We start from the raw sequence: 24,750 nt of genomic DNA, 5'->3' as shown, positions 1-24,750 counted from the left end.
ATAGATATGTTTTCTCCAATATCGCTCAATTTAACATATGATATGGATAATATATGAAAAATGCCAAGGTTGAACCGGATGCACGAAGAAATAGTATTCTCTAGTGGAAAAGGAATGGAGAAAGATCAAATAGATAACATAATGCACAAAAAAACGTATTTCGGTCCATTAACAGACATTTACTTTTATTATTTAGAAAGTTAAAGTTATAAACAATAATAAAAACTAACTATTCAGTATTATTTGAAAAATAAAAGTGGAGGATTGGATGAATACAAAAGTATTAGTAATAGGTCCTATAGATTTAGTAGAACTAGTGTTTACTATCGGCCAATCGTACTCTGACATCACCATGATACCTGCACCTTACAAACATGAACTGGAAACAATAGATTTGATTAAAAGAAAAGTCGACGAGGCGGATGTTTTATTCTTTTTAGGCACGATTCCCTATCAAATGGCAAAGAATCAAAAGATTACAAAACCGATGGTATTTATCCCCTCAACAGGAACATCTTTGTATCGCACTCTTTTTAAGATCATTACAGAAACTTCGTTTAATCCAATCAAGGAACCGTTAAGACTTAGTATAGATACATTGCCAAATAGAGAAGTGAAAGAGTGTTTTGAGGATTTAGAGATATATCCAGAAAAGATGTTTCTTACAGCTGATAACAAAGCGGATGAATTGGTTCATTTTCATTATGAGTTATGGAGAAATAATCAAACTCAGGTGGCCGTTACCTGTGTTAAATCCGTATACGAATCTTTAAAAGGGCTAGGGGTGCTGGTATTCAGGGTTCTCCCTACCATGTCCGCCATTCGAACTAGCCTGAATAATGTTCTCTTGGAGGGGAAGGCCTTGCTTCAAAGCGATACACAAATTGCCATTGGAATCCTGCATTTTAATAACTTGCTTTCTTCTATAAAAAAGCCCATATCAGAATATGGAGAACAGCGAAAAAAGACTGCACTTCAAAATCTTCTAATCGATTTTTGTGAAGAGGCCCAGGCTATCTTTGACTGGTCAGAACGGGATGAAGTCCGATTTATAACCACTCGGGGCGCAATTGAAAGGACTACCCACAAATATAAAAAAGCTCCGCTTTTAGATGAGATAACCATGAAAATTGCTGTAGAGACCACCATTGGAATAGGTTTTGGACATACAGCAAACGAAGCGGAAGTGAGTGCTCGTAAAGCGCTTATGAAAGCGAGGGTTAATAAACCGAGTTGCTTTGTGGTTGACATGGATGGAACTGTTTATGGACCTGTCGGAAAAGATGGGAGATTGAAATATTCCTTGCGGAGTGATGACCCACACCTAATGAATTTAGCAAAAACAGCTGGGCTCAGTATTGCAACCATAAACAAATTACTTTCCTTTTGTGAGTGCTTTGGCAATAGGTGCATCACAGCAAATGATCTTGCTAACGGACTAGGTTTGACCATCAGGAGCGCAAGGAGAATTCTGAATACCCTTGAGAATGCGAATCTTGCTGTCATCGTGGGTGAGGAACAGCCCATAAATCGGGGGAGACCCAGACAGTTATATGAATTTCAATTTTCTAGAGAGTCAGTTTGATGAGGTTATATTCATTTGATAGTAAGAAAGGGGAATTTTTATGAGGATAGCAATCGGTCAGTTGGCACATGAAACGAATACATTTTCCCGGGTAAGAACGACAGTCGACTTATTTAAAGTATGGGAATGGACCCAAGGAGAGGTACTTCTCGATAGGCATACTGGTGTATTGGATTATTTGGGTGGAATGATCGATCGGGGAGAAGAGCTGGGGATTGAAATTGTGCCGACTTTTGCAGCCATGGCCAATCCTTCAGGGACGATAACACAGGAAACGTTTCAAAAAGCAAAGAATCTATTAATATCAAGTATTTTGAATTCTGGAAAATTGGATGGTGTTTGTCTATTTCTTCATGGTGCAGGGGTGGCGGAAGGAGTCGACGATATTGAAGGTGAGATCCTATCGGAATTAAGAAGCATTCTGGGTTCAAAGATTCCAATAGTAGCTGCATTGGACCTACATGGTAATATTACGGAAACCATGGTTGAAAAAGCTGATGTACTGCTCGGGAATATAGATTACCGTCATACGGATTCCTATGAAAGGGGGAGTGAAGCAATTGATATTACTGCTCGCATCATTCAAGGAAAAGTTAACCCGGAAATGGCTCTATCTAAATTACCATTACTCATTCCCACTACAACCTCCTACTTTTCTCCAATTAAAGAAATCAATGAATGGTGCGCGGAATGGGAAAAGCATCCTGAGGTCCTTGATTGTACCTTATTCCACGGTTTTCCATATTCAGATATCCCTCAAGCGGGAGTTTCGGTAATTACCATTACGAATAATGAACCCTCTTTAGCACAAAAAATATCAAATGAAATAGCTTCTAGAATTTTTGAGAAGAAAGATGAATTTTTTCCACTATTGCCGTCACCAAAGAAGGCCATTTCATATGCTCTCTCTCGAAATGAAATGCCCATCATCATTAATGAAGCTTCTGATAACCCTGGTGCTGGTACACCGGGTGATGGCACCTTTTTATTGAAGGAAATGATAGAAGCAAACATTCCAAATAGCTGCTTTGGGTTTATTTTTGATCCAGAAGTAGCGAAAATGGCCCATAAAGAAGGTGTGGGGTCCTTAATTCATGTCGAGTTAGGTGGTAAAACAGATCGTTTCCATGGTAGCCCTTTAAAAATATCAGCTTATGTAAAAAACCTTTCAGATGGCAAGTTTATACAGTCCTCACCAATGTGGAATGGAAGCAAGGTGAACTTGGGGAGAAGTGCAAGATTATTGGTTGGTAACGTGGATATCATTGTATGCTCTGTAAATTCCCAGACTTTTGATGAACAAATTTTCCTCCTTCATGGAATAGATGTCGAAAAATTGAGTATTGTTGGATTGAAATCATCTCATCATTTTCGCGCAGCCTTCATGCCTATAGCTAAGGAAATTATAACGGTTGACTCGCCTGGGTTAAGCAGTGCGAAGTTATCAACCTTTGATTACAAGAATATAAGAAGACCGATTTACCCTTTTGATACTATTTTAAATCATCAATTAGTCTAACTAATATATTGAGGATGTGGTCAAATGCTAGACGTGATAATAAAAAATGGAAGGGTTTATGATGGAACAGGGAACCCTTGGACGAAAACTGACATTGGAATCGAGGATGGAAGAATTACTCTCATGGGGGATTTAAGCAGTGAACAGGCTGGGCAAACTATAGATGCCAATGGGTTGGCAGTTTCACCAGGATTTATTGATCCTCATGTTCATTCCGATTTACTTTGCACTGTTCCTGAAGTTCATAAAATAAAGGCACTTCAGGGGGTGACTACGGAATTATTTGGACAGGATGGTATTTCTGTTGCTCCTGTTTCGGAGAAAACAAAGCCGTTATGGAAAAAACAATTAAGTGGACTAAATGGAGATATTGGGGAGTGGCCATGGAATAGTATTGATGAATACTTTTCATTTCTAGAAAGTTCAAAAATGATAGGAAACGCGGCTTACCTTGTGCCTCACGGCGCGGTTCGGTCCTTGGTCATGGAATTTGAGGATAGAGTGGCTACTAAACAAGAATTGGAAAAAATGCGTTTGCTCGTCGAGGAAGGAATGCGCATGGGAGCGGTAGGCATGTCCTCAGGATTGGTATATCCCCCAAATGTTTTCTCCAATAAGGAAGAATTGATTGAAATATGCAAGGGTACCGCAAAATATGACGGCTGTTTCGTTGTCCATATTCGGAATGAAAGCATTCACTCTTTATCAGCTTTGGATGAAGTCATAGATGTTTCCAGACAATCCGGTGTAAGATTACATATTTCGCATTTTAAGATAATCGGCCAAGGAAATAGGGATAAATTTAGGAAAGCACTGGACAAGATGAATGCCGCTAGACAGGAAGGTATAGAAATTACCTTTGATCAATATCCATATTCAGCCGCTTCAACCGTTTTTCATGCCATACTTCCACCTTGGATGCATGCAGGGGGAACGGAAGAAACGCTGATAAGATTGGGTATTCCGGAAATCAGAAAAAGAATTTCGGATGAATTTAAAACAAACACAGAGTATGAAAATTGGGTTTTGAATTGTGGCTGGAAAAATATCATGATCACCTCCGTTCAAACGGATTCTAATAAATGCTTAGAAGGTAAGGATATGATTGAAATTTCAGAAATCAGGCAGCAATCCCCTGAAGATGCCGCATTTGATATTCTCATTGAGGAAAAAGGGAATGTAGCAATGATCATTCATTGGGGCTTTGAGGAAGATGTTTTGCAGAGTATGTGCCATCCACTGCAAATGGTGGGATCTGATGGGATTTTTGGAGGTAAGCCTCATCCTCGATTATCCGGGACATTTCCGAGAGTATTAGGCAAATATGTCAGGGAAGAAGGAGCTTTGGCACTAGAACAAGCGATTCGTCGAATGACAGGCGCTCCCGCGCAGCTAATGAGATTAAAGGATAGGGGATTATTAAAAGAGGGATATCAGGCAGATATTGTTATATTTGATCCGGGAAAAATTAAAGATCGAGCTACATTTGAAGAGCCGCTATTAGAGCCTGAAGGCATACATGCAGTTTATATTAATGGAAAATTGACCATTTATCATGGGGAATACACAGGAGCACGGGATGGGAAGGTAATTAGAAGGTTCCATACATCAAAAATAAGTGGCAACATTTAGGATCAATAGATAAACCCCATTAATTTGCGTATGAAAAGAAAAAAGAAAGATTAGTAGAAAAAGGGAGGAATAAGATGACACGTTACATTGGAGGGTCCCAAAATAAGCACTTTATATTATTTTTGCTGTTCGTTGGTTATCTGGTTGATTATTTGGATCGGATGGTCATGAGTGTGGCTGTTGTATCTATTAAGGAAGAATTTAATTTGGATGCTGCTGCTGTCGGGGCAATCTTGAGTAGCTTCTTCTTATCCTATGCTATCATGCAAATACCAGGAGGATGGCTAACAGATAAACTTGGTTCGAGAAGAGTCTTGATATGGTCCATCATTGTATGGTCTGTTTTTACCGTATTTACCGGTTTTGCCTGGTCTCTTATTTCGTTACTTGTCATACGTTTTCTTTTCGGGCTTGGTCAAGGTGGATATCCTTCCGCTTCCCAAAAGGGGATAGCGGATTATTTTCCCCGGGATGAAAGGCCTAAGGCTTCTGCTTACTTGATGTCATCAAATTACTTTGGGATGGCACTTGCCCCACTGGTTGCTGCGCCGATGATTTTATTTATGGGCTGGAGAAACATGTTTTATGTAATCGGATTGCTAGGAATATTGTTAACGGTAGCATTCTGGGTATATTTTAAACCCAAAGAAAGCACTGCCCCATCAAGAGACAAGAGCGTTCCAATGAAGGAATTGCTGATGAATTCTGGCTTGTGGAAAATAACGGTCATGTGGTTTGCTGCCGGAATAGTGAATTGGGGACTCTCTTCCTGGATTCCATCCTATTTGATGGAAGCCAGAGGAATGGATTTGTTATCCATGGGTTTTTATGCAGCATTACCGGGTATCTCCACTGGAGTTGCGATGTTGTTCAGCGGATGGCTTCTTGACAGGTATTTCAATAATTTGGAAAAATATTATGCGGCATTTGGCATGCTTATGTCAGGGATATTCTTGTATATGATGTTTACCTCGACCTCCATTGTAGCAGCTATGGTATATTTGAATCTTTGTATGGTCTTTAAAAGCTTTGCCTTTACAGTTGCTTTTGCTTTGCCGCATAAAATCATGTCTAAAAAGGTTATCGGATCCGCAATGGGAGTAATTAATATGGGGGCACAGGCAGCAGGATTCATATCACCTCTTGTCATGGGCTTCATCATCACCTTTACGGGATCCTACAACGGGGCCTTTTGGTTCTTAATCGCTTGTTCCGCCCTTTCAATAATTGCTGCGCTATCCATTAAAAAGAATAATCATATGGAGCAACCAAAAGATGTTGATTTATTAGCATAATAGATGAAAAGGAAAAACCCCGGATTTGGCCTTGAAAACCACCCCCGGGGTTTTTGAATTTATTTAAGAAGACTCAAAAACAAGGCAGGTTTTTCTCTTTCATTCCCTTTATTGAAATAGTTGTAGTTTTTTATAGTTATCCTCAGCTACAGTACAAGCCATTATATTATAAAGACATATCCTATGACGAAGGGGAAATCTTGAAAAACTGAAAACATGATGGGTAATGAATCCATGGATGATGAATATGGCTAATGAACGACAAATAGCATACCCTTTGCTTATAAAAATTCTTGCCGCTCATTGAACTGCTGCAAAAATCTTTTCCTTATTATTCTATGTGCTGTCTTTTCATCCCTGGACCCCACCTCTCTCTATTAACAAATTTTTAAAAAAGGAGACGTTTTGGGAATGTGGCCATTTGACAATGGTGAGGAAAGGAAAAATCAGCCGAATAAAAGTACAATGCTGTCCATGCAAGAGATAAATGCCATAGAGAACTGGATATCTCAAATGGGGAAATTCCAATTTTATAAAACAGCTGGACAAAGAATATCTACTGCAAGAAAGTCGCTAAAGTTAAAGTATACTATCATTGGACATGGTTTTAACCGGGTTGTCTATGATTTAAATAATGGATATATATTAAAAGTTGCATTTTCAGAAGTAGGCTTAATAAGCAATGCAAATGAAGCCTATATATATAATAACTGTAATGTGGAAGTCAAAAAGTATTTATGTCCGGTTAAGGAGCATGGCACGGGGTGGATCATCATGAAGAAGGTGGACACGAGAGTGCCGTTGGCAATCAAGGAATATGCGAAACTCATCAAGTTGGAATTAAAATTCCTGAGGTACGGTATTATACCAATAGATTTGCGTTTAGATAATGTCGGATATAACGAAAATGATGAAATGGTAGTCACTGATTATGGGCTATTCACCCTAGATCTCAACAGCCCTGTACTGCGATGGTTTGTTTGATGAGGGGGCTCTCCAAAGAAAATTCAAAATGGATATTCCAATAAAGTGATTAGGCGAAGCGGTAAATCGTATGGCCGTTCTTGTCTAGATGAAAGAAGCATGTTACGAAGGGCCTTTTGTGCAACATGCTTTTTTATCTGGTTTACAGGATCATAACTGATGACACAACGCTTGCCACTTTTTTATCATTTTGAAATAAGTCTGCGAGTACATAAGCAGTTTTTTTTCCGATTCGGTCTACTTTTGCCTCTACCTGTACGTCTCCTAATCTCACTGGTCGATGAAAGGTAGTATGTAAATCAATGGATGCGAAGGATTGCCCGCTGCTTAATTTAGATGATATCGCATAAGCCATCATTATATCTGCCGCAGAAGTAACAAATCCACCCATTGCTACACCAATTCCGTTAATAAACTTTTCATCTACTCTCCATACACCTCTCGCAATTCCATCCTGGGCATAATTTGCTTCGATCTGTAACGTTACATCACAATTCGGAGGTTGTTTCCCCTCTGTTAAAACCTGTAAAAGTTCGTGTCCTTTAAGTGATTCCCCCATTAAATTGCCTCCCTTGAAATAGTTGAAACTACAGAATATTCTAACATATATCTGGATGTTAAATGTTAATGAAGTTGTTAGGTTTACAAATAAAGTAAACGAAAATGAAGAAGGGAGCGGATTTCTGAAATTAACTGGATGTTTTTTAGGGTTTGTAAAATTTGAACGTTATCTCCACTCCAGGTACTTGCTTTCCGCGGCTTGTGCCTGAGGGGTCTCTCCCTAGATGCGCTATTCTCCGATTTTGTCTACCTTCTTATAGTTTTATCAAAATGGCCTACTATCTGTTTGAAAAGTTATTAATTATCAAAAAAATCAAAAATCTTCTTCTTTTTCTAATTAAATTGTGATAGTGTATATAACAAAGAAGGATTACCTTCATCATTTTAATAAAAAGAAGTATTTGATTCGTCAGAAAGGGGTAATATTTTGGAACAGCTTCCTTTTAAATTATTAGTAAAGGAAAAATTTGACCATTTATCGGCAGGTCAAAAAAAGGTTGCCGCTTACCTGATTGAAAATTTGGATGAAGCCGCCTTTAAAACGGCATTTCAAATTGGTCGGGAAGCGGAGGTTAGTGAAACGACGGTCATTCGGTTTTCCTATTCATTAGGATTTGAAGGGTTTAGTAAAATGCAGGACAGAATTCAAAAACAGCTGATTCACCAAAATCATATGGACTTATCCAATGGTGATTCCCTTCTCCGAATTGATGACAAGCAAGATCCATTTACCAAAGTGATAGAAAACGAAGTTCATATTTTAAGACATCTATTAGATCATACGAACGTTCAGGATATATGGAAAGCAGTCGATGTCTTGATCCAGGCTGATCAAATATTAATTGCAGGGCATCGCATTTCCCATGCCGCCGCCTATTGGTTCTCCTATACGCTAAGTTCATTAAGGGAAAATGTAAGTTTATGTTCACCAACAGGTGACTTCTATGAGAAGTTTTGTAACCTCACTACCAAGTCTGTGATGGTTGTTTTTTCCTTTCCGAGGTATGCGAATGAAACATTAAAAGTTGCTGAGTGTGCCAAAGAACAAGGAGTTTGTTTAATTTCAGTTACAGATCGCCTTCTGTCACCTGTTGGCCGCATCGCTGATATCGCCTTGACAACTGAAGAAAACGCAGAAACCGGAACCAATTCAATAGCTTCTGTCATTAGCTTATTGGACTTGGTTATTGCAGGCATACATCAAAAAGACGAAAAACGGATCCATACCCATCAGCAAAAATTAGAAAGGCTATATTCAAGTTATGAAGTGTTTAATGAATGAGTTTTTAATAAAGGTAAAAATCCATGTAAAGGAGGAGGTGCATCATTATGAACCCGATTCAATATATTGATCAGCAACAAGAATCATTGCTGAAGTCCTACCATGACCTGCATTCATTGGCTGAGCCAAGCTGGCAGGAGGAAAAAACCTCTTGCTATTTATTGAAATGTCTTAGGAGAGCGGGAATACCCACAAAAACATTTCAGAGCCATCATGGAATCATCGCCGAGATTCCAGGCATCTCAAAAAAGGTTGTGGCATTAAGGGCTGATATGGATGCGCTTGTACAGGAAGTAGATGGAATTGTAAAGGCCAATCATTCATGTGGACATGACGCACATAGCACAATGGTTTTATATACAGCATTGGCCATTGCCTCCAGTGGAATCCGGCCTAAACATACTCTCCGATTCATATTCCAACCTGCGGAAGAAAAAGGGGAAGGCGCTCTTCAAATGATCAATGATGGCGCATTGGAGGATGTTACATACTTATTCGGGGTACATGTAAGACCCAGTACGGAGGTTCCTTATATGAAAGCTTCCCCAGTCATTGTCCATGGCTCTGCCGAAACAATAAGGGGAACGATCAAAGGTATTCAGGCCCATGCATCCCGACCGCAAGATGGAATAAATGTCATCGACGCAGCAGCTTTGCTAGTCCAAAAATTGCAGCAGATTAATCTGGAAACCGAAACGCCTTATTCCATCAAAATGACTCAATTTCAAACAAACAACAAAGCATCAAACGTTATCCCGGAAACAGCTGTCTTTGCAATTGATGCCAGAGCACAGTCAAATGATGTAATGAATGAACTAAATCGCTTAACGAAGGAAGCTTTTGACCAGACAATGGAACATTCAGAGACATCGATCTCCTGGTCTGCGGAAGAATTCGTCCCAGCTGCTAGCTTGCATGAAAAAGCGATAAAGCTGGCTGAGGCCGCCATAGGAGATATCCTTGGGATGGAAAATGTCGTTCCAGTCTGTATTTCTCAAGGAGGAGAGGATTTTCATTTTTATACAGCCCAAAAACCTGAAATAGCAGCAACCATGATAGGGTTAGGATGCGATTTAACGCCTGGTCTGCACCATCCGGATATGAAGTTTAATTTACAATCGCTAATTTATGGAACGAAAATTTTAACTAACACAGTAATGTTGGCGGCAGGAGAATAAATTTTCACTCGAAAAATTAATGAAGGGGTGTTTTATGGAAAATACCGCACAAACATCACAAAATGGGGATCAAACAGCTACTGATGAAACACAATTGGAGCGCAAACTCAAACCAAGACATCTTTCCATGATTGCAATCGGCGGAACCATTGGAACGGGGCTATTTTTAGCAAGCGGTTCCATTATACATACTGCGGGTCCCGGAGGAGCTGTAGCTGCCTATATAATTGCAGGAATCATGGTTTACTTCCTGATGACAAGCTTAGCGGAAATGGCTGCCTTCATTCCTATTACAGGCTCTTTTAGTACCTATACATCAAGGTTTGTCGATCCGGCTTTAGGATTTGCGATCGGATGGAACTATTGGTATAACAATGCAATCGTAGTCGCGTTGGAACTGGCAGCTTCCTCCCTGATTATGAAATATTGGCTGCCTTCTGTTCCAGGGATCATTTGGAGCGCATTATTTCTTGCCCTCATATTTGGCCTGAATATTCTATCGGTAAAAGGATATGGAGAATCAGAATTCTGGTTTGCCATTATTAAGGTTTTGACGATTATCATTTTTATAGCCGTGGGGTTATTAATGATTGTAGGAATCATGGGAGGGGATGCCGTAGGTTTTGAAAATATCACCAAAGGGGAGGCACCGTTTAAAGGAGGATTTTTATCCGTCATTAGTGTCTTTATGGTGGTCGGATTTGCCTTTCAAGGCACCGAGTTAGTAGGAATTGCGGCCGGCGAGAGTGAAAATCCGAGAAAGAATATACCCAAGGCCATTAAGCAAATCTTCTGGAGACTTCTCTTGTTTTATGTATTGGCGATAATCGTGATTGGATTTTTGATCAGCTATAATGATCCGCGTTTGTTAAGCTCGGATATAGAAGATATAGCGGTAAGTCCCTTCACTCTAGTTTTTCAAAACGCCGGGCTTGCCATCGCTGCCTCCGTTATGAATGTGGTCATTCTTACTTCTGTTCTTTCTGCAGGCAATTCCGCCATGTACGGAGCTTCTCGCGTCCTTTGGGTACTGGCGAAAGAAGGCAAAGCCCCTTCGTTCCTGAAAAAAGTGAATTCAGGCGGCATTCCGGTTAACGCTGTGTACTTTTCTACCATCGTCGGGATGGCAGCTTTCCTGACCTCTCTTTTTGGAGAAGGCACGATTTATACTTGGTTATTGAATGCCGCAGGATTATCAGGCTTTTTATCCTGGTTAGGAATTTCGATTACACATTATCGATTCCGGAAGGCATATATTGCACAAGGAAGAGATTTGAAAGATTTGCCTTATGTATCAAAATGGTACCCGTTCGGACCGATATTAGCCACATTTTTATGTGTTACGGCGATCCTGGGACAAAATTACTCTGCTTTTTTTGGCCCAGAGATCGACTGGTATGGAATTTTAATTTCTTATATCGGGCTTCCTTTATTTTTCCTGGCTTTTCTAGGTTATAAAATCTTAAAGAGAACAAAAATGATTCCAATGCAAGATGCTGATTTCAGTAAAGTGGAATAATTTCTTTTGTGAAAAAAGTAGAAATATATTTTAAACATAAACGAAAGCTCCAGTGCCTAGTAACGACAAGCCGTCGGCAGTGGAACTAACTTGTCCATCTTATGTTGGGTCGATCAAGGCGCTGGAGATTTTCCTAGGAGGAGGTTGGACATGACGAAAACACAGGAAATTGCAATTCGTTCCATTCATCGAATTGAAGAGCTAGAGGACATAAGAAAGCTAGAATCCGCCATTTGGGGAGAAAACGACTCGATCCCCACACACCAAACCATAACAGCTGTGAAAAACGGTGGTCTGGTTCTAGGAGCGTATTGCGGGGAAAAGCTAATTGGATTTCAATACAGCTTTCCGGGATTCAATGGGCAGTCAACCTATCTTTGTTCACATATACTAGGCATAGATGAGCAATTTCGCAACAAAGGTATAGGGGAGAAGTTAAAGTTGGCCCAACGTGAAGAAGCGTTAAAGCTCGGTTATTCCCTTATTACCTGGACTTACGATCCTTTGGAAAGTATTAATGGGTATTTGAATATTGCCAAGCTTGGTGGTGGATGTTCCACATATATTGCGAACTGCTATGGAGAAATGGAAGATCTTTTAAATAGTGGAGTTCCTTCTGACCGCTTTCTTGTCGAATGGCATATCGGTGAAAAAAAGAAAGCCAATTCTAGTGGACGGGAAATTCCGCTGGATGTTGTGATAGAAAAATCGCTTATTCAGTGGGAGACCATTGAAAAGGGTGTGCCTGTTCCATCATTCTCTCTTTCGCTGCCTGAACAAAAATGTGACACCGCTTTTGTGGCCATCCCAAAGGACTTCCGGACAATAAGGGCCACAAATAGTCAAGCTGCCAATGAATGGCGGATGAAAACGAGGGACATATTTACCGATTTATTTCAGCAAGGGTGGGAGGTAACGGATTTTATAAAGAATTCCATGACAGAAATTCCCGTTCAGTTTTATGTGCTGACAAGGAAATAAGCAGGTAGATTTTAATAAGAACCCGTAATTTCAGGCTGCTGTAAGCCTATTTAATAAAAAATTGGTAAGACTGTATCTTTTAACAGTTTCATCACAAAAGGAGAATGGCCAAGTGAAAATTAAACAAGTTATTCTAAGGCATCTAAAGCTGGACTTGCTTGAACCTTTTACAACTAGCTTTGGAACGGAATACAATAGGGATTTTATCCTTGTAGAAGCAAAAAGCGAGGATGGCATTTCCGGGTGGGCTGAATCGGTTGCGATGCTCGACCCTCTGTATAATGAAGAGACCTTAAAAACAAACTGGCATATACTCGAGGATTATCTAATTCCAATTATTCTTAAAAATGAAATCAAGCATCCGGATGAACTCTCTGAAAAATATTTCTCCCATATTCGCGGTAACTATATGGCAAAAGCAGCTTTAGAGGGTGCTGTATGGGATCTTTATGCGAAAAAGCAAGATGCTTCTCTCTCAAGTGTGTTAGGTGGAACAAAAAAGAAAATAGAAGTGGGGGTAAGCATCGGAATAAAGGATTCGATCGATTCGACCATAGATATGATTGGAGCTCGTCTCGGTGAAGGCTATAAACGGTTTAAACTAAAAATCAAACCAGGCTGGGATGTTGAATTAATAGACAAGGTCCGAAAAGTATATCCTGAAATCCCGCTCATGGCAGATGCAAATTCAGCTTATACCTTACAAGATATAGACAGGTTATCCGCCTTGGATGATTATGACTTAATGATGATTGAACAGCCGCTTGCCTATAACGATATCATTGACCATGCAGATTTACAGTCAAGGTTAAAAACACCCATTTGTCTGGATGAAAGCATTCACTCCTTAGAGGATGCCAGGAAAGCTATTAAATTGGGCAGCTGTAAAATTATTAATATTAAGATTGGCCGGGTCGGAGGTTTGACTGAATCCAAGAAAATCCATGATTTATGTCTTGAACATGAAATTCCGCTATGGTGTGGGGGCATGCTGGAATCAGGCATTGGAAGAGCGCATAATATTGCAATCACTTCACTTCCAAACTTTACTCTTCCGGGAGATACCGCAGCTTCCTCTCTCTACTGGGCAGAAGATATCATTGACCCTGAAGTTACAGTGGAAAACGGAATGATCAAAGTTCCGGAATTGCCTGGAATTGGCTATGAACCAAGCTTGGAAAAAATCAATAAGTATACAATACACAGTCAAACATTTAATGTAAGTTAGAAAAATGTGCTGCCATGCATGAATCTAGCACATGAAGGAAGGGTGATGACCACTCAAATACATGGTGTTCAAGGTTTGTATGTAGGGCGGGTAATAGTATTCTTCCTTCCAGGCAGCAGCTGGCCCGGTTCTTTCTAACGAATCTTTGTCCATAGACAGGCAAATCATATTGTCCGCCAGTCTTGTTGAAGTTTTAAACTAATAAATGGTGACGTATTCATATATATCGTCGCACGAAACTCACTTATAGATAAAGAAAAAGGAAGGGTTTTCACCTTCCTTTTATTCCTTTGGGAAAAACTCATCCGATGGGACCATTGGAATTAGCCGATATATTGGATGGGATAGTCGACGCTTTTAAACAGTTTTCTGAATGAATTTACCTTGAGAAGACCGGAACCAGGAAGTTTAGTTCAATAAAGTAAAAAGGTTATTGACAAAAAAATATATAAGCAGTATTATTATCTCATATTCAAGATAATTTAATTCGAGACTTTTCCGGGGGTGAAGTAAAAGGAGAGGAAATGCAACAATTTGTACTTTCTGATATTAATGCAAACATCTAAAGCAATTCATGATCGAATAAAGAAAGAAATGGAAAAAACAAGCTTGGTATTACGGAATTTTCTGTTTTAGAGGTACTTTATCAAAAGGGAAACAAACAATTCAGCAAATTGGAAATTGCATACTGATTTCAAACGTTGACCTATGTTATAGATAAGCTAGAACAAAAAGGTGTATTAAGCAGAAATGCCTGCCCGGATGACCGCCGTATGCTACATGTAAGATTAACTGACGATGGTCAAATGATGAATGAAATCATGCCGAAATATCATGAATTAGTTGAAGGTATGTTTGATCATTAAATTCTGATGAGGCAGAGACATTTGTGAATCTTTTGAGAAAGTAAGGAATAAAGTTTAAAGTGTTTTTTTGGAATGATATCTCGAATTCGAGATAAAAATATTTAGGGGGAATTTAATATGATAGATATAGGTTTATTAATAATTCGTTTGGTAATTGGTTTATTGTTCATTGGGCACGGTGCTCAAAAGTTGTTCGGGTGGTTCGGTGGCTACGGATTGCAAGGAACAGGTGGATGGTTTGAATCCATTGGCATGAAACCAGGAGTAACCATGGCTCTTTTCGCAGGGGTAGCAGAACTTATTGGTGGACTTTTGTTTGCTTTAGGTCTATTAACGCCACTTGCAGGAATTATGATTGCGGGAACTATGATAATGGCTATCGTAAAAGTGCATGCTCCAAATGGATTATGGGCAACAGCTAACGGATATGAATACAACTTAACTTTGCTTGCAGTTGCTATCGGTATAGCCTTGGTCGGTCCGGGTCAATATGCTTTAGATTCATTTTTATTCTAAAATACCTCAAATTAAATAGTAAAATAAAATTTTTCAACATGTGCCAGCCATTATAAATGGGCAAATTAAGGTAGCTAGGTTTAACGGGAACAAACGATCCATTAATATCAAAATGAAATCAGCTGGGGCGAACTTTGAGATTCATTGGGAAAATAGGGGACATCAATTGATCATTGAAGAAGTTGAAACCGCAGTTGAGTGGTATACAAATAATGTGACAGGAGTGAAATGGGATGGAACTCTTAGGACTACATCATGTATCGATTTTAACAGGAAAAGCGGAAAAAAATTATGAATTTTATACAAAAATTTTAGGAATGAGATTGGTAAAGAAAACGGTTAACCAAGATAATACAGAATCCTATCACCTATTTTATGCTGACGCGGAAGGAACCCCAGGAACTGAAGTTACGTTCTTTGACATTCCTCATCTTGGGCAAACATACAGGGGAACTTCAGATATTTCTACTGTATCACTAAGGGTTAGAAAGTCAGATTCATTGTTATTTTGGAAAGAACGTTTTAAACAATTTGGAGTTGAACATGATGATATTCAAAAAAGAGCAAATCGTGATACATTGGCTTTCAGAGATTTCGAGGGGACTCGCTTAATACTGGTAGCCGATAACGGTGAAAAAGGTGTGAGGGCGGGTATTCCTTGGAAAAAGGATGACATTCCACTGGAAAACGCCATTATTGGTTTAGGACCTGTAACCCTTACAGTCGCAATTGCAGAACCAACAATCGGTGTTTTGACAGAAGTTATGGGTTTTCGATTTACCGGTTCTTATCCATCACTTGAAGGGGATTATCCAGATATATTGATTTATGCAACGGGTGAAGGCGGCAGCAGTACGGAAGTTCATATTGAAACAAGACCAGATTTGCCGAGAGTCCGCTTAGGTCGTGGAGGTGTTCACCATGTTGCCTTCCGTGTGCCGAATGAGGAAGAATATGATCAATGGGCAGATCGTTTGAATGAATACAGGCTATCGAATTCAGGGAAAGTGGAACGGTATTACTTCAAGGCATTATATTTCAGGGAACCCAATGGTATATTATTTGAATTATCTACGGATACACCAGGATTTGCGACAGATGAACCAATGGAAACAATGGGGGAAAAACTATCACTTCCATCATTTTTGGAGCCAAATCGAAAAGAGATCGAAGAAAAATTGCGACCATTATTCTTAAATTAAATCTTGGAGGAAAATATAATGAACGGACTAAAAGGAATACACCATGTAACAGCCATTACAAGTAGTGCAGAAAAGAACTATGAATTCTTCACTTATGTTTTAGGTATGCGTTTAGTTAAAAAAACGGTAAATCAAGATGATATTCAAACCTATCATTTATTCTTTGCAGATGATAAAGGCAGCGCAGGCACAGACATGACTTTCTTTGATTTCCCCGGCATTCCTAAAGGCGTACATGGTACAAACGAGATTTCAAAGACATCTTTCCGTGTACCGAGTGATGAATCATTAAACTATTGGGTGAAACGTTTTGATCGTTTAGAAGTAAAACATACTGGTATCAAAGAGCAATTTGGCAAGAAAACCCTCTCTTTCATTGATTTTGATGATCAGCAATATCAATTGATTTCAGATGAATACAACAAAGGGGTGGAATCTGGAACAGCATGGCAAAAAGGTCCAATTCCACTGGAATATGCAATTACTGGTTTAGGACCGATTTTTGTCCGTATTGCGAACTTTGATTACTTTAAAGAAATGATGGAAAAAGTCCTATTATTTAAAGAGACAGATAAAGAAGGGTCATTTCATTTATTTGAAGTGGGGGAAGGCGGCAATGGTGCCTCGGTCATTGTAGAATATAATGCCATTCTTCCTGAAGCCCGGCAAGGTTTTGGTACGGTTCACCATGCGGCATTACGTGTAGAGGATCGCTCTGTTTTAGAAGAATGGATTGAACGGATGAATAGTTTTGGGTTCCATACATCCGGTTATGTAAACCGTCACTTTTTTGAGTCATTATACGCAAGAATTGCACCGCAAATTTTATTTGAGTTTGCTACGGATGGTCCGGGTTTCATGGGAGATGAACCTTATGAAACCCTTGGGGAAAAATTATCTTTACCTCCATTCTTAGAGCCTAAACGTGCAGAAATAGAAAAATTAGTTCGCCCAATTGAAACAGTGAGAAGTACAAAGGAATTCATTAAAGAATAAAAGGAAAAAAATATTATACAAAACAAATATTTACGAAAAAGTGGAAAACTTTTGCTAAGCAACTTGATTGTGTTGCCATGTACTTAAATAAAAGCAGCTCTTTTTTTAAAAAAATTTTTCCATCCGTGCATGGTCAAGAAGATATCAACAAGGCTATTGAAGAATCAAAATTAAGAATGGCTAAATAACAAACAAAATCAAATATAACTTTGAAATAAAGTGTATTCAAAATTACCAAATAAACTCAGATTTATGGTAAAAATCCATTTTGAATAATAGATTAATCAAAATGGATTTTATCTAACAAATAATATTTATGTCTTTGCTGAGGGATACTATCTGAAAAAAGAAGATATCTGCATTAAAAAAGAAGGTGTAATTCATGGGATTTTTAAACAAATTATTCGATAAATCAAGGGAGATGGAAAATATGTCAAACGTTAAATTAGCAGTGGTATTTTATAGTATGGGTGGAACAAATTATCAATTAGCAAAATGGGCTGAAGAAGGGGCAAAAGAAGCAGGTGCTGAAGTGAAAGTATTAAAAGTACAAGAATTAGCTCCAGAATCTGTTATTGAAGGAAATGAAGGATGGAAAGCAACTGTCGAAGCAACAAAAGACGTTCCAGTCGCAACATCAGCTGACCTAGAATGGGCAGATGCCATTATCTTCAGTGTCCCAACACGTTTTGGGAATATGCCATCACAAATGAAACAGTTCCTCGATATCCAAGGTGGGCTTTGGGCAAGCGGTAAGACAGTGAATAAAGTAGTAAGTGCGATGACTTCTGCACAAAACCCACATGGTGGTCAAGAAGCTACATTGTTATCCCTATACACTTCCATGATGCACTGGGGTGCTATCATTGCTCCTCCTGGTTATACGGATCCGGTACTATTTGGTGCAGGCGGAAATCCATATGGAACAAGTGTAACAGTCGGCCAAGATGGTAAGATGATTGAGGATGTTAAAGATGCTGTAAAACATCAAGCTAAACGTACAGTTACAGTTGCGGGATGGGTTAAAAAAGGTAATCAATAAATATATTCCAAATTCTATATGAAGCCATGTTTGCTAATAAGGGTGATATTACTCGTCCTGGGATAGCTTTAAAAAAGTAAGATTATTCATTGAAGTTTTAAATACCCTTTACAACAAATGGATATTTAGGGATGTCCCTTTAATTCGATTGCCATTGGGGAAATAATCGCACCGTTCGTAAAAGTACGCTTAAACGAACGGTGCGATTTCTTTGCAAAAAAGTCAGTTTCAACGTTTGTTTTAGCGAGAAAACAGTTTGCGAACGGCGAAATCACAATTGCTTTTACGCAAGTTCTGCACAGAATAAAATTCTTGAAATCAAAAAGTTAAGAGGATTCCCTTTATTTCTTGATTAAATGAACATTTTCTACAATCCTTTTTCCATTCACAAAAACATATTGTAATTCAAGCGTTATGAAATGCACATTAGCTTTTCTTATATACTTTAAAAAGTTATCATGATAGAGTCTTTGTACATTGTATATATACACATATATGATACAAAACTGTATGTATGGAAAAAAGGGGTGAGGCGATGCGAAATTTATATACTATCTGTGCCGTTATAACCGTCTACCTTTTCTTTTTTGGCTGCTTCTTTCCTTCAGCAGTGCATTCGGAAGCCGAAAAAGTGATACGGGTTGCAGGGGATAATAACTTTCCGCCTTTCGAATACTTGAGCGATTCGGGAGTTTATACCGGTTTTAATGTAGATATAATGAACGCCATTTCTATCGAGACTGGCATTAGGTTCGAATACTATCCTATGCCTTGGAACGAGGCAGTACAAGCTATGCGCTCTGGTAAAGTGGATGCGATCCAAGGCATGAAATACAATCAGGAACGTGAAGAGATTTATGATTTTTCAGCTCCGTATTTCACAAGTTCACAAGGGATTTTTGTGTTGAAAGATAACATGTATATCCGAAAAATCGAAGATCTCAAAGGCCGGAAAGTAGCCGTACAAAAAGGTGATGTTGCAAGCGGTCTACTAAGTAAAGTAGATCGGTTGCAATTGGTGGAAACTAATAATCAACAAGAAGCCGTTCAGTCGTTAATCGACGGAAAAGTGGATGCTTTCATTGGAAATCGGATTACGGGTCAATATTTTCTACAGAAAAATGAGCAGCAATCACTCATTAAGATTGTCGGTGAGTCACTTGACACCACAAATTATGCGGTAGCTGTGATGCCAAAAAACAAAGAGCTGCTGACACTATTCAATCAGGCAATTTCTCAAATCAAGAAAGATGGGACGTATGAAAAGATAGAGAAAAAATGGTTCGGGGAATACATCCTGCCAAATACTCAACGACTACGCAAAACGCTGTTGTATTTGGAAATTGGTCTTTTTATTACCTTCATTGTAATTTCTCTCATCTTATGGTGGAATCTCAGCCTTAAACGAGAAGTAGCTAAACGAACCGAGCAAATTGGGCACGTGAATAAAGACTTGGAAGAGAAGATGCTGCTGCTTGAGGAAAACATCCATTTTCAGCAGCAAGTATTAAACAGTGCCTACAGTTCGCTTATTACACTGAATCAGCAAGGACTTGTTTCAATGATCAATGTTAGGGCTATGGATTATTTGGAGTTGGACGGTAATGTAGTCAGAAAACCTTTTCAGGATCTGCCCATTACCTGTTTCATCCCGGAAAAGGAAATCAAGGCGGCGTTAGAGAGAAAGAGAGTTTTCTTACAAAAGGAAACGGTGTGGTTTCAGAATGCGAGCAAAAAAAGGTATATTACTTACAGCGTGTACCCAATTCAGACTATTGGGGGAGATAGTGTAGGTGCGGTGTTGAATTTTTTCGATATTACGGAACAAAAACAGCTGGAGAGAAAAGTGGCCCAGGATGACCGCTTACGTTCATTGGGACAACTTGTGGCGGGTATCGCACATGAGATAAGAAACCCATTAACTTCGATCCTTACTTATACCCAATTACTGCCAAAAAAATTTGCGAGCGCAGATTTCCGTACATTCTTTTCCGAACAGGTCACTAGTGAAATTACCCGACTTAATACATTAATTAACGATTTGCTCGATTATTCCCGCCCTAAAAAATCAGAGCCTGTCACGTTTTCGCTGAATGAGACCATTGATGGGATTGAGCTATTGCTTAAACCGAAAATCAAAGAAAAAAATTTGAGCATTGTTCGTGAGTTCACTGGAGACATTCAGGCAACTGCAGATACACAGCAGATCAAACAAGTGCTGGTGAACGTCATTCTCAATGCCATTCAGGCGTCCAATATAGGGGGAACCCTTATTTTCCGGGCATATTATCGGGATATGTTCACAGTTATTGAAATCGAGGATGAAGGCATCGGCATTTCGGAAGAAGACATTGATAAGATCTTTGAACCATTTTACACCAGGAAACGGAACGGTGTCGGGCTTGGGCTTTCTATTTCGTACCAGCTTGTCAAAGAAAACGGTGGTACTATTGAGACAAGAAGTGAAGTAGGAAAGGGTACAGTAGTGACCATTTGTTTACAGCATTAATACAGAAAGGGTGAAAATGATGCACGATATCATAATTATTGATGATGAGCCAACCATTTGTCAGTCACTTACGTTTGCATTGGAAGACCAGTATCACGTTTATTCTTTTACAGACCCACGTGAAGCGCTTCCACTACTCGAAAGAGCGGAAATTGCAATAGTTTTGCTGGATTTGAAAATCGGGGAATACAATGGGATGGAAGTGCTAGAAGAAATCAAGCGCCTCTCCCCCTCTACAGTTGTCATCATGATGACGGCCTATGGAACCATTCCATCTTCAGTGGAAGCAATGCGTAAGGGAGCTTTTTCATATGCAACAAAGCCTCTTCATATTGATGAATTGGAAGTGCTGATGCAAAAAGCGGAAGAAGTGTATACGCTTCAGTCCAAAGTGAAATGGCTGAGTGAAGAATTGGATAAGGTAGCAGGTGTGAACGGCCTTATCGGTGAAAGTTTGTCAATGCGCAAAATATTCTCCCTAATCGAAAAAGTGAAGGATATCGATTCTAACATTCTCATAGAAGGGGAAAGTGGAACCGGCAAAGAAGTCGTCGCCAGGACGATCCATAATCAAAGCAAGCGCAGAAACAAAAAGTTTCAGGCTATTAATTGTGCCGCCATTCCGACTCACCTGTTGGAATCAGAATTATTTGGATACGAAAAGGGCGCATTTACAGGGGCGACCCAGCGGAAGTATGGACTTTTTGTATTGGCGGAAGGGGGGACAATCTTTCTTGACGAAATCGGTGAGATGGATTTGGCGCTGCAAGGGAAAATTTTGCGCGTTCTACAAGAGAGAAAGGTAATGCCCGTTGGAGGGATGGAAGAAGTCAGCATCGATGTCCGTATCATTGCTGCGACAAACAGGGACCTGGTCAAGGAAGTAAAAGAAAATAGATTTCGTGAAGATTTATATTACAGATTGAATGTGATTCCGATTCACCTTCCGGCTTTACGTGAACGAAAAGAAGACATTCCGTTGTTGTTGGAATTTTTCATTGCCAAAATTTGTGATAGAATGGGAAAACCTGTAGAAGGAATTTCCCATGAAGCGCTGCAGCTTTTACAGCAATATGACTTCCCAGGAAATATTCGGGAACTGCAGAATGTGATTGAAAGAGCCATTGCGCTTACGAATGAGTCTTATATACAGAAATCCGATTTACCTTCCGACATCCAAAAAAGTTCGCGCGCATTTTTTGGCAACACTTTAATCCCTGTCTATGTCGGCGAACCGCTTGAAGATATCGAAAAAAAAGTGATTCTTCATAACCTTGCCGCTTTTAACGGCCATCAAAGGAGGACCGCTCAAACAATCGGCATCGGGGAAAGGACATTGAGAGACAAGTTGAAGAAATATCGGGAAGAAAAGTAGGCGGAAATTGCCGAGCGGCAATTTTCGCCTACTTTTTATTTTGTATATATCTTAATTATCCACTGTTTTTAAGGCGATGAACATGGCATGGAACTTGCTTAGTTAATATTGCAGTAAAACCATTAAGCAGAATGGAGGGAATATAGATATTACACCATAATGGTTTACAGTGCTGAACTGGGAATTACAGTGCAGCGGGAGCGGGGATGTGCAAAATGCTTCAGATCTTTTATGATTGTACAACCCGAATGAGTGGCGATTGCAAATATGAAGTATTTTTATCAATGGGGAGGAAAAATAAATGTATGCGTTACCAAATATGGAGTTATGGAAAGGCAGAACAGATAGTCTAGTAGATAAAGATGAATTTAGAATTCATCAAATTGTTAAAGATAATCAATTCACTTCAATAAATCATGCATGTGGAATAATAGGGTTTTCTTGTGATGAGGGCGTACGCAGGAATAAAGGAAGACTTGGAAGCAAAGAAGCTCCCGATGAAATACGTAAATCTCTATCTTCTTTATCTTGGCACGGACAAGGAGCAGATAGTCTAGTTGATTTCGGGAATATCATTTGTGAAGATCAACAGTTAGAAGCAGCACAAGGTGAATTAGGGAGTCACGTAGAGAAAATAGTATCTAAAAATATGTTTCCTGTTATATTGGGGGGCGGACATGAAACCTTTTATGGTCATTATCTAGGGATTAGGTCGAGTGTAGGACCCAAAGCTAAAATAGGCATTCTTAATATTGATGCTCATTTTGACTTACGCTCATATGAAGAAACTACTTCTTCTGGAACGATGTTTAAACAAATATTAGATCATGATCATCAAGCAAGTTATTTGCCTATTGGTATTCAACGTTACGGAAATACAAAAAAATTATTTGACGCTGCAACCTCTCTTGGTTGTTCCTGGATATTGGAAGAAGAATTGGTAGATGGGATTTCTGGGGAAACTGAAAATGAAATTCTGAATTTTATGAATCAACATGATTATATTATTTTAACGCTTTGTATGGATGTTATTAACGCTTCAGAAGCACCAGGTGTTAGTGCGCCTTCTTCATTTGGTCTTTCTGGAAAAACGGTTAGGCAGTTAATTCGTAATATTACTTCACATCCGAAAACTATTTCATTTGATATTTGTGAAGTAAATCCATCATTGGATAACGATAATCGCACTGTAAAACTAGCTGCAAACCTAATAAATGAAGTATTCTTGTGTGTGGAGAGGAGATAGGCAATATGAACATCGAGATTAATCAAACGATCACAATTTTTTTAGCGGTACTGCTTTTAGCACTAGGCGGGATTATCGTTAAGAATGTCAAAATATTTAAACACTTTTGCATCCCTGCACCTGTTGTAGGGGGATTACTGTTTGCGATAGTCGCTACAAGTCTTAAAACCTTTCTAAATGTAACCATTTCATTAGATACGACCCTCCAGGGATTATTTATGTTAACGTTTTTTACGACTGTTGGATTGGGTGCTAGTTTTCAATTAGTGAAAGTCGGCGGTAAATTATTATTAATATATTGGTTGTTATGTGGTTTTCTGGCATTTGCTCAAAATTTAATTGGAATTTCTTTAGCACCCGTTTTTGGGATAGATCCATTGATAGGCATGATGGCAGGAGCAATTTCCATGGAAGGCGGCATAGGTGCAGCTACAGCATTTGGCGGCACCATTGAATCGCTGGGAATTCAATCTGCCCAAGCAATTGGAATAGCAGCAGCTACTTTAGGGTTAGTATTTGGTGGATTGGTTGGAGGTCCAACTGTAAAATATCTAATTAATAAACATAAATTAACACCAAGTAAAAAGGATATTGAAATTCAGGAAAAGAAAGAAATGGAAGACAAAATAGAATTGAATGCAGCTTCATTTATGAAACAAGTATTGATACTGACATTTTGTATGGCTGTAGGTTCATATTTAGGAGAGTTATTTTCGGCGAAGACAGGTTATGTTTTACCGAATTATGTTGGAGCAATGATAGTGGCTGTAATAGTTCGGAATATTTTGGATAAAATAAATGGAAAAATCATCGAAATGCCTAGTATAAACTTTATTGGAGATATTACTTTAGGTATTTTCTTATCAATGGCATTAATGAGTATAAAACTATGGGAAGTTGCTGACCTTGCGTTACCTATTATTTTGATTGTGGTGGTACAAGTAATTTTCATTATACTCTTAAGTATATTCATCATGTTTCGCTTTCTTGGCAAAAACTACGATGCAGCAGTTATGGTTGGAGGGTTCATCGGACATGGTATAGGTGCTACACCAAATGCTATGGCCAATATGTCGACAATCACTGCTAAATATGGACCCTCAAGTAAAGCTTATTTAATCGTACCGATAGTGGGTGCATTTCTTATTGATGTTTTTGCCATGCCAATTATCATTATAAGTATTAATCTATTAAAATGATAATTTGTCCTTAATGATAGAACGAATTTCATGTT

20 protein-coding genes are annotated in these 24,750 nt (G+C 39.0%); 19 read left to right on the top strand and 1 reads right to left on the bottom strand.

Annotation, left to right across the window (positions count from 1 at the left end; genetic code table 11):
• Positions 1-268 precede the first annotated feature (268 nt).
• From ACQKNS_RS02435 to ACQKNS_RS02415, 5 genes are all read left to right on the top strand, one after another.
• Entirely contained in the window at positions 269-1,585 is a 1,317-nt protein-coding gene (locus ACQKNS_RS02435) for a transcriptional regulator (RefSeq protein ID WP_427641031.1), read from the top strand.
• 40 nt (positions 1,586-1,625) lie between these two features.
• The gene (locus ACQKNS_RS02430; protein ID WP_427641030.1) at positions 1,626-3,104 is read left to right on the top strand and encodes a M81 family metallopeptidase; all 1,479 of its coding nucleotides are present in this window, start codon (positions 1,626-1,628) and stop codon (positions 3,102-3,104) included.
• Positions 3,105-3,128: 24 nt separating this feature from the next.
• A complete protein-coding gene (locus ACQKNS_RS02425; protein WP_427641029.1) occupies positions 3,129-4,736 on the top strand; it encodes an N-acyl-D-amino-acid deacylase family protein in 1,608 nt (535 codons plus the stop codon).
• Between the two features lie 74 nt (positions 4,737-4,810).
• Positions 4,811-6,031 carry an MFS transporter gene (locus tag ACQKNS_RS02420; RefSeq protein WP_427641028.1) on the top strand — a complete coding sequence of 407 codons (1,221 nt, stop codon included), beginning with the start codon at positions 4,811-4,813 and terminating at the stop codon, positions 6,029-6,031.
• 411 nt (positions 6,032-6,442) lie between these two features.
• The gene (locus ACQKNS_RS02415) at positions 6,443-7,015 is read left to right on the top strand and encodes a hypothetical protein (RefSeq protein ID WP_427641027.1); all 573 of its coding nucleotides are present in this window, start codon (positions 6,443-6,445) and stop codon (positions 7,013-7,015) included.
• Between the two features lie 142 nt (positions 7,016-7,157).
• Here ACQKNS_RS02415 and ACQKNS_RS02410 read toward each other — a convergent pair whose 3' ends face one another.
• Positions 7,158-7,574 (bottom strand): PaaI family thioesterase, encoded by a 417-nt coding sequence (locus ACQKNS_RS02410; RefSeq protein ID WP_427641026.1) that lies wholly within the window; start codon positions 7,572-7,574, stop codon positions 7,158-7,160.
• Positions 7,575-8,003: 429 nt separating this feature from the next.
• On the opposite strand from ACQKNS_RS02410, the gene ACQKNS_RS02405 reads away from it, so the two are divergent.
• From ACQKNS_RS02405 to gltS, 14 genes are all read left to right on the top strand, one after another.
• A complete protein-coding gene (locus ACQKNS_RS02405) occupies positions 8,004-8,858 on the top strand; it encodes a MurR/RpiR family transcriptional regulator (RefSeq protein ID WP_427641025.1) in 855 nt (284 codons plus the stop codon).
• 47 nt (positions 8,859-8,905) lie between these two features.
• Positions 8,906-10,036 (top strand): amidohydrolase, encoded by a 1,131-nt coding sequence (locus tag ACQKNS_RS02400; protein ID WP_427641024.1) that lies wholly within the window; start codon positions 8,906-8,908, stop codon positions 10,034-10,036.
• A gap of 34 nt (positions 10,037-10,070) precedes the next feature.
• The gene (locus ACQKNS_RS02395; protein WP_427641023.1) at positions 10,071-11,555 is read left to right on the top strand and encodes an amino acid permease; all 1,485 of its coding nucleotides are present in this window, start codon (positions 10,071-10,073) and stop codon (positions 11,553-11,555) included.
• 150 nt (positions 11,556-11,705) lie between these two features.
• Positions 11,706-12,536: a GNAT family N-acetyltransferase gene (locus ACQKNS_RS02390; RefSeq protein ID WP_427641022.1), complete on the top strand. Its 831-nt coding sequence runs from the start codon at positions 11,706-11,708 to the stop codon at positions 12,534-12,536.
• Positions 12,537-12,648: 112 nt separating this feature from the next.
• Positions 12,649-13,764 carry an o-succinylbenzoate synthase gene (gene menC, locus ACQKNS_RS02385; RefSeq protein ID WP_427641020.1) on the top strand — a complete coding sequence of 372 codons (1,116 nt, stop codon included), beginning with the start codon at positions 12,649-12,651 and terminating at the stop codon, positions 13,762-13,764.
• Positions 13,765-14,465: 701 nt separating this feature from the next.
• Positions 14,466-14,630 (top strand): MarR family transcriptional regulator, encoded by a 165-nt coding sequence (locus tag ACQKNS_RS02380; protein WP_427641019.1) that lies wholly within the window; start codon positions 14,466-14,468, stop codon positions 14,628-14,630.
• Between the two features lie 117 nt (positions 14,631-14,747).
• Positions 14,748-15,146 (top strand): DoxX family protein, encoded by a 399-nt coding sequence (locus ACQKNS_RS02375; RefSeq protein ID WP_427641018.1) that lies wholly within the window; start codon positions 14,748-14,750, stop codon positions 15,144-15,146.
• A 233-nt stretch (positions 15,147-15,379) separates the two neighbouring features.
• Positions 15,380-16,348 (top strand): ring-cleaving dioxygenase, encoded by a 969-nt coding sequence (locus ACQKNS_RS02370; protein WP_427641017.1) that lies wholly within the window; start codon positions 15,380-15,382, stop codon positions 16,346-16,348.
• 18 nt (positions 16,349-16,366) lie between these two features.
• The gene (locus ACQKNS_RS02365; protein WP_427641016.1) at positions 16,367-17,344 is read left to right on the top strand and encodes a ring-cleaving dioxygenase; all 978 of its coding nucleotides are present in this window, start codon (positions 16,367-16,369) and stop codon (positions 17,342-17,344) included.
• A gap of 430 nt (positions 17,345-17,774) precedes the next feature.
• On the top strand, positions 17,775-18,386 hold the full coding sequence (gene wrbA, locus ACQKNS_RS02360; RefSeq protein ID WP_427641015.1) for an NAD(P)H:quinone oxidoreductase: 612 nt from the start codon (positions 17,775-17,777) through the stop codon (positions 18,384-18,386).
• A 535-nt stretch (positions 18,387-18,921) separates the two neighbouring features.
• The gene (locus ACQKNS_RS02355; protein WP_427641014.1) at positions 18,922-20,895 is read left to right on the top strand and encodes a transporter substrate-binding domain-containing protein; all 1,974 of its coding nucleotides are present in this window, start codon (positions 18,922-18,924) and stop codon (positions 20,893-20,895) included.
• Positions 20,896-20,914: 19 nt separating this feature from the next.
• On the top strand, positions 20,915-22,270 hold the full coding sequence (locus ACQKNS_RS02350) for a sigma-54-dependent transcriptional regulator (protein WP_427641013.1): 1,356 nt from the start codon (positions 20,915-20,917) through the stop codon (positions 22,268-22,270).
• A gap of 301 nt (positions 22,271-22,571) precedes the next feature.
• Positions 22,572-23,516 (top strand): formimidoylglutamase, encoded by a 945-nt coding sequence (hutG, locus tag ACQKNS_RS02345; protein ID WP_427641012.1) that lies wholly within the window; start codon positions 22,572-22,574, stop codon positions 23,514-23,516.
• A gap of 5 nt (positions 23,517-23,521) precedes the next feature.
• Positions 23,522-24,715 (top strand): sodium/glutamate symporter, encoded by a 1,194-nt coding sequence (gltS, locus tag ACQKNS_RS02340; RefSeq protein ID WP_427641011.1) that lies wholly within the window; start codon positions 23,522-23,524, stop codon positions 24,713-24,715.
• Positions 24,716-24,750 lie beyond the last annotated feature (35 nt).

Source organism: Peribacillus sp. NPDC094092, from assembly GCF_050279365.1.
Classification (GTDB): Bacteria; Bacillota; Bacilli; order Bacillales; family DSM-1321; genus Peribacillus.
This window is presented reverse-complemented; position numbering and strand designations above follow the sequence as displayed.

Excerpts from the sequence above, each read along its gene's own strand:
- ACQKNS_RS02435 (WP_427641031.1), top strand. The coding sequence starts at position 269 with ATGAATACAAAAGTATTAGTAATAGGTCCTATAGATTTAGTAGAACTA.
- ACQKNS_RS02430 (WP_427641030.1), top strand. The coding sequence starts at position 1,626 with ATGAGGATAGCAATCGGTCAGTTGGCACATGAAACGAATACATTTTCC.
- ACQKNS_RS02425 (WP_427641029.1), top strand. The coding sequence starts at position 3,129 with ATGCTAGACGTGATAATAAAAAATGGAAGGGTTTATGATGGAACAGGG.
- ACQKNS_RS02420 (WP_427641028.1), top strand. The coding sequence starts at position 4,811 with ATGACACGTTACATTGGAGGGTCCCAAAATAAGCACTTTATATTATTT.
- ACQKNS_RS02415 (WP_427641027.1), top strand. The coding sequence starts at position 6,443 with ATGTGGCCATTTGACAATGGTGAGGAAAGGAAAAATCAGCCGAATAAA.
- ACQKNS_RS02410 (WP_427641026.1), bottom strand. The coding sequence starts at position 7,574 with ATGGGGGAATCACTTAAAGGACACGAACTTTTACAGGTTTTAACAGAG.
- ACQKNS_RS02400 (WP_427641024.1), top strand. The coding sequence starts at position 8,906 with ATGAACCCGATTCAATATATTGATCAGCAACAAGAATCATTGCTGAAG.
- ACQKNS_RS02395 (WP_427641023.1), top strand. The coding sequence starts at position 10,071 with ATGGAAAATACCGCACAAACATCACAAAATGGGGATCAAACAGCTACT.
- ACQKNS_RS02390 (WP_427641022.1), top strand. The coding sequence starts at position 11,706 with ATGACGAAAACACAGGAAATTGCAATTCGTTCCATTCATCGAATTGAA.
- ACQKNS_RS02375 (WP_427641018.1), top strand. The coding sequence starts at position 14,748 with ATGATAGATATAGGTTTATTAATAATTCGTTTGGTAATTGGTTTATTG.
- ACQKNS_RS02370 (WP_427641017.1), top strand. The coding sequence starts at position 15,380 with ATGGAACTCTTAGGACTACATCATGTATCGATTTTAACAGGAAAAGCG.
- ACQKNS_RS02365 (WP_427641016.1), top strand. The coding sequence starts at position 16,367 with ATGAACGGACTAAAAGGAATACACCATGTAACAGCCATTACAAGTAGT.
- wrbA (WP_427641015.1), top strand. The coding sequence starts at position 17,775 with ATGTCAAACGTTAAATTAGCAGTGGTATTTTATAGTATGGGTGGAACA.
- ACQKNS_RS02355 (WP_427641014.1), top strand. The coding sequence starts at position 18,922 with ATGCGAAATTTATATACTATCTGTGCCGTTATAACCGTCTACCTTTTC.
- ACQKNS_RS02350 (WP_427641013.1), top strand. The coding sequence starts at position 20,915 with ATGCACGATATCATAATTATTGATGATGAGCCAACCATTTGTCAGTCA.
- hutG (WP_427641012.1), top strand. The coding sequence starts at position 22,572 with ATGTATGCGTTACCAAATATGGAGTTATGGAAAGGCAGAACAGATAGT.
- gltS (WP_427641011.1), top strand. The coding sequence starts at position 23,522 with ATGAACATCGAGATTAATCAAACGATCACAATTTTTTTAGCGGTACTG.